Source organism: Massilia aquatica, from assembly GCF_011682045.1.
GTDB classification, from domain to species: Bacteria; Pseudomonadota; Gammaproteobacteria; order Burkholderiales; family Burkholderiaceae_D; genus Telluria_A; species Telluria_A aquatica.
In genome coordinates, this window is the sequence record NZ_VVIW01000002.1 from 355,137 (window position 1) to 365,272 (window position 10,136).

General features: G+C 64.7%; 10 protein-coding genes. 2 read left to right on the forward strand and 8 right to left on the reverse strand.

Annotation, left to right across the window (positions count from 1 at the left end; all coding sequences use genetic code 11):
- The first annotated feature begins 53 nt into the window (after positions 1 to 53).
- Entirely contained in the window at positions 54 to 1,007 is a 954-nt protein-coding gene (locus F1609_RS04585; protein ID WP_167075130.1) for a hypothetical protein, read from the forward strand.
- Between the two features lie 15 nt (positions 1,008 to 1,022).
- On the opposite strand, the gene F1609_RS04590 is transcribed toward F1609_RS04585, so the two are convergent.
- The 7 genes from F1609_RS04590 to F1609_RS04620 all read right to left on the reverse strand — a co-directional run bounded on the left by F1609_RS04590 (position 1,023) and on the right by F1609_RS04620 (position 8,236).
- A complete protein-coding gene (locus F1609_RS04590) occupies positions 1,023 to 2,285 on the reverse strand; it encodes a GNAT family N-acetyltransferase (protein WP_167075132.1) in 1,263 nt (420 codons plus the stop codon).
- Positions 2,286 to 2,404: 119 nt separating this feature from the next.
- Positions 2,405 to 2,929, reverse strand: coding sequence for a hypothetical protein (locus F1609_RS04595; protein ID WP_167075134.1), 525 nt, complete (start codon positions 2,927 to 2,929; stop codon positions 2,405 to 2,407).
- Complete coding sequence (locus F1609_RS04600) at positions 2,929 to 3,174, reverse strand: hypothetical protein (RefSeq protein WP_167075136.1); 246 nt, start codon at positions 3,172 to 3,174, stop codon at positions 2,929 to 2,931. Before F1609_RS04600 ends, F1609_RS04595 begins: the two co-directional genes overlap by 1 nt.
- Positions 3,175 to 3,330: 156 nt before the next feature.
- Positions 3,331 to 5,139, reverse strand: a complete 1,809-nt coding sequence (kefC, locus tag F1609_RS04605) for a glutathione-regulated potassium-efflux system protein KefC (RefSeq protein ID WP_167075138.1) — start codon at positions 5,137 to 5,139, stop codon at positions 3,331 to 3,333.
- A gap of 25 nt (positions 5,140 to 5,164) precedes the next feature.
- Positions 5,165 to 5,722: a glutathione-regulated potassium-efflux system oxidoreductase KefF gene (gene kefF, locus F1609_RS04610; protein ID WP_167075140.1), complete on the reverse strand. Its 558-nt coding sequence runs from the start codon at positions 5,720 to 5,722 to the stop codon at positions 5,165 to 5,167.
- The gene (locus F1609_RS04615; protein ID WP_167075142.1) at positions 5,719 to 7,056 is read right to left on the reverse strand and encodes a glycoside hydrolase family 18 protein; all 1,338 of its coding nucleotides are present in this window, start codon (positions 7,054 to 7,056) and stop codon (positions 5,719 to 5,721) included. Before F1609_RS04615 ends, kefF begins: the two co-directional genes overlap by 4 nt.
- A gap of 13 nt (positions 7,057 to 7,069) precedes the next feature.
- Positions 7,070 to 8,236, reverse strand: a complete 1,167-nt coding sequence (locus F1609_RS04620) for a DUF5009 domain-containing protein (RefSeq protein ID WP_167075144.1) — start codon at positions 8,234 to 8,236, stop codon at positions 7,070 to 7,072.
- A 264-nt stretch (positions 8,237 to 8,500) separates the two neighbouring features.
- On the opposite strand from F1609_RS04620, the gene F1609_RS04625 reads away from it, so the two are divergent.
- Positions 8,501 to 9,106: a PEP-CTERM sorting domain-containing protein gene (locus tag F1609_RS04625; protein WP_167075146.1), complete on the forward strand. Its 606-nt coding sequence runs from the start codon at positions 8,501 to 8,503 to the stop codon at positions 9,104 to 9,106.
- A gap of 25 nt (positions 9,107 to 9,131) precedes the next feature.
- Here F1609_RS04625 and F1609_RS04630 read toward each other — a convergent pair whose 3' ends face one another.
- On the reverse strand, positions 9,132 to 10,016 hold the full coding sequence (locus F1609_RS04630; RefSeq protein WP_167075148.1) for an alpha/beta hydrolase: 885 nt from the start codon (positions 10,014 to 10,016) through the stop codon (positions 9,132 to 9,134).
- Positions 10,017 to 10,136 lie beyond the last annotated feature (120 nt).

A 10,136-nucleotide genomic window follows, 5' to 3' on the forward strand; every position in this document is an offset into this window, starting at 1 on the left:
GCCCGGCGTTGCCGATGCCGGGATGCCAATCGCATTGAACCTGGGGATTCTGAATGCGAAACACTGTCATTATTGCCGGTCTGATGGCGCTGATATGCGCGTCGCTACCCGCCGCCCAGGCGATCGAGCCGGGCAAGTCGCAAAACAAGTCATCGGCCGGTGTTAAAAGCCAGGTGCAAAAGAAGGCGGACGGATTCGGGACAGTGCTTCCCGCCGGCCTGACTGCCAATCAGTTGATCGCCCTGGTCGCGCCGGGTCGCGACCCATCGTTCGCCATGCTGGTCGGCGCCAAAGCCTGGCCGTATCGCGCCAACAGCTTCGTCGTGATCGCCTGTTTTAGCCGCGACAGGAAGGACGCTGAACGCTCGCGCACATCGAGCACGGGACCGTCCTGCGACACTATTTCCCCGTCCTACGATACGCCCGCATCCGTCGATCCGATGGTGTATCTCGGTGTCGTGGAATACCGGGCCGGCGGTGGCGCGCCGACGCTGGTCGCCAGTTATGGCAGACCGTACGATATCAAGACCAGTTGGGCATTGCGTCACGTCGACGGTCCTCGCGAGGACGACGATGCGCCCGAAGCACGGAAGAACGGGCTGATGCCTGAACAGTATCGCCGTTTCGACTTCGCTCCCTACAAGATCACGCCGACGGAGACGGCGATCGGACTGCGACTCGGCTGGAGCGAGGGCTATGCCGGCGGCGGCGCCGATTTTGAAGCGCTGGCGCTGTTGCGGATCGACGGCGACAAGCTGGTCACTATCTTGTCGGAGCCGGTCGCCTTCCAGAAGCTGATCGCCGGCGACTGGAACAAGGACGGCACCAGGGACCACGATGAATACGAAGGCACGAATGTGCTGTCGGTACTTCCCAGCACGACCAACGGCTATGCGGATCTCCAGATGCGACTGCTGGAAAGTAAATCGAAGCTCATCTTCACCTGGGACAGCAAGCGGGCCGGTTATGTGCTCGTCAAACCGGCTCCGGGAGCGAAGCGCCGCTGACGGGGCCGCCTGGCATCAGGCCACCTTGGCCGGCTTCTTGAACGGACTGCGCTCGGGTGCATCGTCATGCTCGATGCCCAGCAACAGGTGCTTGATCATCTTGTTGAGCACCGGCTGGCGATGGCGCACCAGGATGCCGAAGGTTTGCGGCTTGGCGCCCAGCGCCGCCTTCGGTTCGAGCGCGGTGCGGCCGAACGAGACCTCTTTGCAGCCCATCGACAGGGCGTCGGCGATGCCGGCATGCAGCAGGCGCAGATAAATCGGCAGGTCGGCCGCCGCCGCGCGGTTAAAGCCGATGTGGTAGGCGATCGAGGTAGCGCCGTCGGCCACCGAGATCAAAAAGCCCAGCATCGCCCCATCGCGCTTGAGCACGCTGCAGCGGAAGCGCTCGCCGGCCGCCTGTTGCAGCGCCGGAAAATATTCCGGGAGCAGCTCGAACGGGCGGAAACCGGCGTTGGCCTGGACTTCCTTGTAGAGAGCATGGATCTGGTCGCGCACGGCGTCCAGGTCGCTTAACTGTTCGACCGTGCAGGCCGCTTCATCGAGCGTCTTGAAGACCGCGTTGCGCACGCCGCTGCGGTACTTGGAGGCCAGGCTGGCCAGGTAGTCGTCGTAATGCTTCCAGTCGTCCTGCAGGGCCAGCACCATGTTCGGCTCGGTTTCCACGTAGCGGTAGCTCAGGTGCTCCAGGTGCGCCGCGTGGTCGATGTGAGGCGCGTGCAAGTCCTTGATCATGATGAAGTGGGTCTTGCCGACCAGCTTGTCTGCCTGGCGCACGCGGTACAGCACTTCGGCCACGCCGTGCCAGGCCAGCGTGGGGTCGGCGTCGGGCGCCATGGCGATGCCGTGCTGGCCGAAGGTGAGCAGGTTGCCGCAGGTGAGGATGCGCTGGGTGGTCTTTTTGGCCAGCTCGTCGAGCGGGGCGGGGCGGGCGGAGGCCGATTGCGATTTATCGGGGCGGGCCTGGGCCAGGCTGATGTCGGCAATCTGCATGTACACGGCCGCGACCGGCATGCGTTCGGTGCCGGCGCCGCCGTAGATCAGGGCGTAGCGCGGCGACAGGTTGTGCGGCAGCACCTGTTCGAGCGCCTTGAGGTAACCGAAGGACATGAAAAAGCCGCCGTGCTGGGCCAGCGCCTGCCAGGCGGCGGCGTCGAGCAGTTCGATGGAATCGGCGATGGCGTAGTTCAGGTCGGCCGGACCGCGCAGGCGCTTGCGTTCGCGGCTGCGCTCCGACAGCGAGGCCTTGATGGAGCGGAGTTTTTCAGGAATGTTCATGGACGCACTTTTTTAGTTGTTAGAATCTTCTGTGCGCGATTCTACAGAAGATCAAGCGTCGGTCGAACGCTTGCCGGTAGGCGGCGTAAAGATGGCTAAAGCGCTCCTGTGCACATCGTTCAGTTTGGCGCAGCGTCGTCAACCGGTGGTGGCGGCGTTTGCTGCGTTACGCCTGTCCGGAAACTCAACCGGTCCAGACCTTCGTCAAGTAATCTGTATCCAAATACGAGCGCGGCAATCAGCAGGATGGTCAGCACGTTCACGCTCAGGTTTGCACCCACGTCCCGGAACAGGCCCAGTGGCCCTCTGCGCGCACCCAGCTGCGCCTGGATTGCTGCCAGTTGTCGGCCAATCGCCGCGTCCGTAAACTCCGCTTCTATCTTCGCTCCCTTTGCGTCAAGTGTCGCATCCAGAAACGCCTTCATGAAACTGTCTGCCTGCCTTTGATGCATAGCCACACAGACCGGTGTGGTTGCCGCACGCTCGAAGTTTTCAATGTCCTCCGGCGTAGGCGGGTGCCCTGTCTGCGCCTCGATCGCCGCATAGGTTTCAATTTCGTGCTGTTTGTACGAGGCATAGGCCAGCGCGGCAAGCGTATCGTCGGGATGGGGGACGAGCAGGGCGAAGACGTTTGGATGTGTCATCACATCTCCACATCGTTAGCGGTGCGGGCCTCAGTGTGGGGCATCGCGGCATCGTTGATCGACGCTATCCGCTTCTTGGCAATCATCATTGCGGCACGAATTTCTTCGCGGGTGAACTCGATCCGTGGCTCAGGCCATTCGCCTGAGTCTGAGGCACGCGCATTCGGATCCTGCCCGCGCAGGATTGCCGTGGCGCGGCGGTTGATCGCGTGAAGCATGTTTCTGTCTATAATAAACGGCATCATGCACCTCCTCTAGCAAGCTCGCACCATTTTAGGGTGTGCCGCGACCATCATGAGGAGGGAACGAAGGTTGATGTGCCCGGGTTTGTGCTGGCGCAAATGTCGTTTGCGCATGCCGTGGCTTGTTGTCATGCCATCAATAAACAGGTGGCCCGCCTGCTAGGTCCCATCCCACCCATTTTGCTTGTCATCCTCGGCCAGTTCCGCGTCCAGCGCGAACATGGCTTCGAGCTCCTCGCGCGCCTGCTTGGCCACCGACAGGAACTGTTCCTTGTCCTTGTAGTACGGATAAATCTTGTCCAGGCTGCGCAGGTTGAACATGCGGAACTTGCTGGCCGCCTGGCGCGCGCGGTAGGCCCCGAAGCCCAGTTCGTGCAGCACGTCGCGCCCCAGCATCAGGGCCGCCTCGAACGTTTCGCGCTGGATGATGGTCACGCCGCGGTCGCGCAAATCGAAATAGTGGGTGACATTGCGCGCGCGCGCCATGATTTTCAGATCCGGAAAGGTGCGCCGCACCGCGTCCACCAGTTTCAGGCTGTCGTCGATATCGTCGACCGCCACCACCAGCGCGCGCGCCCGCGCCGCACCGGCCGCGTGCAGCAGGTCGATGCGCGTCACGTCGCCGTAGAACACTTCCATGCCGAAGCGGCGCACCAGGTCGATCTGGTCCGGATCGTGATCGAGCACGGTCAGCTTGATCCCGTTGGCCGCCAGCAGGCGCCCGAGGATCTGGCCAAAACGCCCGAAGCCGGCGATGATCACATGCTCGTCGTTGGGCGCGATCTTGTCGGCCTGGCGCTTCTTGTCGCTGCGGTAGCGCGGCGCGATCAGGCGGTCGTGCGCGATCAAGAGCAGCGGCGTGACCACCATCGACAGGGCGACCACCACCACCAGCATCGAGGCCACCTCGGCGCTGAACACCTTGGCCGCTTCGGCCGCGCCGAACACCACGAAGGCAAATTCGCCGCCCTGCGACAGGATGAAGGCAAACAGCAGCTGCTGGCTGCGCGGAATTTCGGCGATCTTGCTGATTCCGTACAAGACCGCGATCTTGATGCACAGAAATGCCGCCACCAGCCCCAGGATCAGCCACGGCTGCGCCATGAACACGCCGAAGTCGACCGACATGCCGACCGCGATGAAAAACAGCCCCAGCAGCAAGCCCTTGAACGGCTCCAGGTCGGTTTCGAGCGCGTGGCGGTATTCGGAGTCGGCCAGCAGCATGCCGGCCATGAAGGCGCCCAGCGCCATCGACATGCCGACCCACTGCATCAGCAGCGAAATGGCGATCACCAGCAGCAGCGCAAAGGCGGTAAAGATCTCGCGCATGCCGGTCTTGACGATAATGCGCAGCAGCGGGCGCACCAGGTAGCGCCCGGCGAAGATCAGGGCGCCGATCACGCCGACGACTTTGAGCACGCCCAGCCAGCCCTGTTCGTTGCCCTCGAGCGCCGCCACGCCCAGCAGCGGCACGATGGCGATCATGGGAATGGCGGCCATGTCCTGGAACAGCAGGATGGCAAAGCTGGCCGAACCGGTCGGGGTGCTCATCAGGTTGCGCTCGTCGAGCGTGGCCAGGGCGATCGCGGTCGACGACAGCGACAGGCCCAGCGCGGCGATCAGCGCGATCTTCCAGTCGATCCCGGCCAGCATGGCGCAAGCGCACAGGGCCCCGGTCACGCCCAGCACCTGGGCCGCGCCGCGCCCGAAGATAGCGCGCCGCATCGACCACAGGCGCTTCGGCTCGAGTTCGAGGCCGATCACGAACAGCAGCAGCACTACCCCGAATTCGGAAATGTGCAGGATGTCTTCGACCTCGCCGATCAGGCCCAGTCCCCACGGACCGATGGCGATGCCGGCCAGCAGGTAGCCGAGCACGGCGCCGAGGCCGAGTTTTTTGGCGATCGGCACGGCAATCACCGCCGCCGTCAGGTAGATCAGTGCGTTAAACAGTAAACCATGTTCCATTGTTACGAAGCTTTCCGGGGGGAGGTCATGCCTGTGCGAGCGTGCCCAGGCGGGCGGCAAAGGTCTCGACGTGGGCGTCGAGTGTTTCCTGGCTCGACTGATGGGCGCCGTGCAGGATGTGGGGTTCGCGCCATTCCATGCCGCACAGCGCGGCAATCTGGCGGTACGGCGGCAGGAAGGCCTCGAACGGATGGCCGTGCGCCGCGCCCGGGGCGTACGCGTCAAGCGGGCTGCCGGTCGAGGCCACCAGCCAGAACTGCTTGCCGCGCAGGGCGGTGGCGCCGGCGCCGTAGGCCCAGCCGGGCACCAGCACCGCATCGACCCACTCCTTGAGCAGGGACGGCATGCCGTACCACTGGATCGGATGGACCAGCACCAGCGCGGCGGCGTCGGCCAGGTTTTCCTGTTCGGCCGCCACGTCGATGTAAAAGTCGGGATAGGTTTCGTACAGGTCGACCAGCTCGACCCCGGGCACGCCGCGCGCGGCGTCGCGCAGGCGGCGGTTCACGCGCGAGCGCTGCGGCGCCGCGTGCGCGAAGATCACCAGTACTTTGCGCAGCGGCGCCCCGGCCTGCGCCGTCACTTGGTCTCGAGCATGGCTTTGGACAGCGCGAAGCCGGCGTCGTCCTGGTCGAGCGCCCACGACATCATGCCGCCGAGGCGGTGGTCGCGCACGTAAGCGGCTTTTTCCTTGATCACGAGCGGGTCGTCGTAGGTCCAGAAGGTGCCGTTTTCGTAGGTCCACAACTGCTTGCTGACCGGATGGTAGAACTTGGGCGCCTTGCGCGCCGCGATGGTCGCGTAGCGCTCGGTGCCTTCCTCGAAGCCCTTGGCCGGACCCGTCGCGCTCTGGTACAAGCCGTAGCGCGCCGCCGGCACGCCGGTCCAGCCGCGCGCGTAGAACGGCACGCCGATGACCAGTTTTTTGGCCGGCACGCCGGCTTTCAGGAAACGCTCGACACCGGTGTGCACGCTCTGCTTGTCGCTGTCGGGACTGCCCGGATCGGGGTACAGGTTCGAATGAAAGCCGGTCGGGCCCTGTTTGGTCCAGCTGCCATGGAAGTCGTAGGTCATCAGGTTGATCCAGTCGAGCGACTTGCTGTACTTGGCCGGCTCGGTGGCGTCGGTGGTCTTGGCGCCGCTGTTGACGGCCGCCGTCAGGTAATATTTCTTGCGCTGCTTCTTGCCCAGCGCGTTGAGCTGGCTGCGAAATTCCGCCAGCAGCAAGGTGAAGTTTTCCTTGTCGGCCGGGCTGATGGTGTTGTACGCCATCAGCGGCACGCCCGGATATTCCCAGTCGATGTCGAAGCCGTCGAACAGCCCGGCCGCGGCGCCCTTGCCGCCGTGCCCGTTCAGCATCGGCAGGTCGCCCTTGATGTACAGGTCGATGCAGGACGAGACCAGGGCGCGCCGCAGCGGCTCGGTGGCGGCGCCGGCCGAGAACCAGCGCGACCATTCGGCCCCGCCGATGGCCAGCAGCACCTTCAGCTTGGGATGCTTGGCCTTGAGCTGGCGCAGCTGGTTGAAGTTGCCCGCCAGCGGCTGGGAGGCGCTGTCGGCGCTGCCGTCGACCGATTCGGCCGCCGTGAACTGGCGCCCGTAGTCGAGCGTGGCGCGCATGCCGCCGCCGTCGGCCGCATCCTTGATGTCGCGCCCGCTGTCGCAGCGGTAGGTGTTGTCCGGCATCTTGTACAGATTGGCGAAGGCGTAGTTCAGGAACGTGAAGCGTTCCGCCACGCCGGCCTGGTCGAGCTGCTTCAGGCGAAAGCCGCTCTCGGTGCTCCAGGCGGTGTAGTACGAGCCGACTTCGAGCGGGGCGCCCGAGCGTGCCGGGGCCGCCATGGCGGCGCCCGCCGCGCCGGCCAGGGCTACGGCCAGTCCCCAGGCCAGTCTGGTCATGCTAGTTGTGTTCAACATCTGTTCTCCTTGCTTATATCTTGAGCTTGCAATTATGTATGTTCAGGCGTGCCACCACCAGCACGATTGTGGCCGTAAATACGGCCCCGGCCAGCAGCGCGGCGTTGCCCTCGACCAGCGCCGGGCGGAACTGCGCGCCGGCCAGGCTGATCACGGCGCCGATGGCGAACGGCAGCAGGTAAGTGATCAGCGGGCTGGTGGCGGCCGGTTCCACCAGCATGGTCCAGCGGCGCGCGCCCCGCACCTCGACCAGCCAGTACAGCAGCGCGAACACGGCCACGCACAGTGCGCCGCAGTACAAGGCCCAGGGCGGGGTGGCGCCGATCTTGGAGACCGGGTACCAGCGGTGCAGCAGCGCCCCTGCCAGCGCCAGCAGCGCGGCGAACCCGGCCGCCTGGCGCAGGCGCCGCGGCGCGCCGTGCTGGCCGTCAAAAAACAGCAGCGCGCAGACCAGCCCGGCCAGCACGATCACACTGTGGATGGCGTGCCCGGCCAGCGCCTTGCCGATATCGCTGGCGCTGGTGGCCATGTACAGCGCCACGCCGGCGGCCATGGCCCCCAGCAGCGGCGCCAGGCGGCCGCGCGCGGCCTGGTACAGCAGCGCCGCCGCCAGGTAGGCCCAGCCGATCAGGCCGAGAATGCCCCACCACTGCGGCGTCATCATGGCGCCGTGTTCGCCGCGCCAAACAAGCGCCAGGCCGGCCAGCAGCAGCACCCCGGCGCCGCGCAGGCAGCCGTTGAGCAGGGCGCTGTCGAAGCGGTACACGCCCCACACCAGCAGCACCGCCGCGTAGAAGGCCAGCGACCAGGCCGCGATCGGCAGGCGCATGGCTTGTTCGCTGTAGCCGGACTCGGCATTGACCATGAACACGCCCATCACGATCAAGGCCAGCGCGCGGTAAGCGCTGTGGCCGAACACGCGGCCCGGGCCGTCGCCGCGCGCGATGCGGCTGTTGACGCCGAACGGAATCGACATGCCCACCGCGAACAGGAAGCCGGGGAACACGATATCGGCCAGGCCCATGCCGTCAAGCCCGCCATCGACATGCAGCAGCCAGGCCGGCACTCCGCGCGCTCCCGCCAGAAAATTGACGTACAGCATAAGCACGAAGGTCAGGCCGCGAAAGGCGTCGACCGACAGGATGCGTTGCCGGGGCAGGTCGTTGAACGGAGCGGACATGGGCGGTGGCGGTAACGGTTGCGGTTATGGAAAGTCAGCGAGATCGGCAGACAGTAACATTTCCCGCAGGCGACGCCAAGAGCCTTGGCCGAAGTTAAAATTATAACACTATTCTTGTCGGGTTTCTTTACAGTCCAGCTTGTCAAACCGGTACCGGCGGCGCTAAGTGGCTGAATTGATGGCCTTGTTGTTTTCTGGTATGGAAATTGCTATAGCGTTGTCATAAGCGTCATCAGGTTTGCGCAAAAACAAAATGGAGAGATTATGTTCGGAAAAATGAAGATGCTGGTTTGCCTGGTGGCCGCGATGGCCGGGACGGCGCAGGCTGGCGTGATCGGCGTGGGCGGGTTTACCGCTCCGACCGTGATTGACTTCGAGAATGCGCTCGCCGGTCCGATTGGCAACCAGTACAGTGCGCTCGGCGTGAGCTTCACCAATTTCAACCTGGATATTTACGCGACCTCGCCGGCGCCGCCGAGCAAAGTGGCGCTCAAATACCTCAACGGCTCGCCTGACATCGACGGCATTATCACGTTCGCCTCGGTGATGACCCGCTTCGGGGCCGACGCAAGCACCAATCCGGAAGACGACACTTTCATCGACGCTTACCTCGGCAATACCCTGGTCGGCAGCCATTTCTTCGACACCATCGGCGATGGCGACACCGGCTCCTTCATCGGCGTCGAATTCTTGTCCGGCTTCGACCGCCTGGTGTTTCGCACCATTCCCGTCGTCAACGGCGCGCTGGCGCTCGACAACCTGCGCTTCGAAAATGTGGTGCCGCCGAGCCCGGTACCGGAACCAGGCAGCCTGATGCTGATTGGCGCCGCCCTGCTGGGATTGTCACTGGCGCGCCACCGCACGGGCTGAGACCGGTCCGCGCCGGCGTTGGCGTCTACGCGCTTGGCGGCTGCGCCGGCCAGCCCGCAGCCACCACGGTCTCTTCCAGCGGCAAGGCGAAGCGGGCGCCGAGAAACGCCGCGATGCGCTCCTGGGTCGCTTCCAGGTAGGGAATATTCATGTGGTCCGAATCGGGCACGGTTTCGTCCAGGTGCAGCTTGCCCAGCTTGGCGACCAGCAGGTCGGTGTGCGAATGCGGCACGATATCGTCGAACGCGGCGCGCAGCACATAGGTGGGCGCGGTCAGCGCCGAGGCGTACTTGACCGATTCAAAACGGTGGCGCAGCACATATTCGACCGGCACCGCGCGAAACTTGCGCTTGGCGATGGCCAAAATCGAATCGTAGGGCGTGATCAGGACCAGCGAATGGACCGGGCGCTCCAGCGCCACCTGCACCGCCACCCCGGACCCGAGGCTGCGCCCGACCACCGCCACCCGCTGCGGATCGACGTGGGCGCGCTCGGCCAGCCAGTCGAACAGCAGGCGGCCATCTTCGACCATGTGCGCTTCGGCCGGTTCCCCATGCGAATTGCCGTAGCCGCGATAATTCACGGCCAGCACGGCCATGCCCGGAAACAGCTTGCCGGCGTCGCGCACCACCCACGAGACTTCTTCCGAACGCCCGCCAAAATACACCACGGCCGGATGCGGCCCCGGGATCTGCGGCGTCATCAGCCAGCCCGACAGCTTGGTGCCGTCGCGCGCGCGCAGCACGATGGCGCGGGTGCGGTGGCCGCTTGAGCGCGGATTGTCGACTTCACGCTTGATGGTCGGATTAAACACGAGGCGGCGCTGGTTGGCGGCGATGGCCGCGGTCACCCCGACCCACACCATGCTGACGAGGCCGGCCACGCCGGCGACTTTTCGAGAATTGTTCATAAGCATCAGTTTAACCGGTTCGGGCGCCGCCGTCCGGCAGCGCAGGGGCGCGCAAGCGCATCGGTACGATCTCATCAATAGTCGTGGCTGGAATACAACGCTCTTGTCGGATGCCTGCGT

Excerpts from the sequence above, each read along its gene's own strand:
- F1609_RS04585 (WP_167075130.1), top strand. The coding sequence starts at position 54 with ATGCGAAACACTGTCATTATTGCCGGTCTGATGGCGCTGATATGCGCG.
- F1609_RS04590 (WP_167075132.1), bottom strand. The coding sequence starts at position 2,285 with ATGAACATTCCTGAAAAACTCCGCTCCATCAAGGCCTCGCTGTCGGAG.
- F1609_RS04595 (WP_167075134.1), bottom strand. The coding sequence starts at position 2,929 with ATGACACATCCAAACGTCTTCGCCCTGCTCGTCCCCCATCCCGACGAT.
- F1609_RS04600 (WP_167075136.1), bottom strand. The coding sequence starts at position 3,174 with ATGATGCCGTTTATTATAGACAGAAACATGCTTCACGCGATCAACCGC.
- kefC (WP_167075138.1), bottom strand. The coding sequence starts at position 5,139 with ATGGAACATGGTTTACTGTTTAACGCACTGATCTACCTGACGGCGGCG.
- F1609_RS04615 (WP_167075142.1), bottom strand. The coding sequence starts at position 7,056 with ATGTTGAACACAACTAGCATGACCAGACTGGCCTGGGGACTGGCCGTA.
- F1609_RS04620 (WP_167075144.1), bottom strand. The coding sequence starts at position 8,236 with ATGTCCGCTCCGTTCAACGACCTGCCCCGGCAACGCATCCTGTCGGTC.
- F1609_RS04625 (WP_167075146.1), top strand. The coding sequence starts at position 8,501 with ATGTTCGGAAAAATGAAGATGCTGGTTTGCCTGGTGGCCGCGATGGCC.
- F1609_RS04630 (WP_167075148.1), bottom strand. The coding sequence starts at position 10,016 with ATGAACAATTCTCGAAAAGTCGCCGGCGTGGCCGGCCTCGTCAGCATG.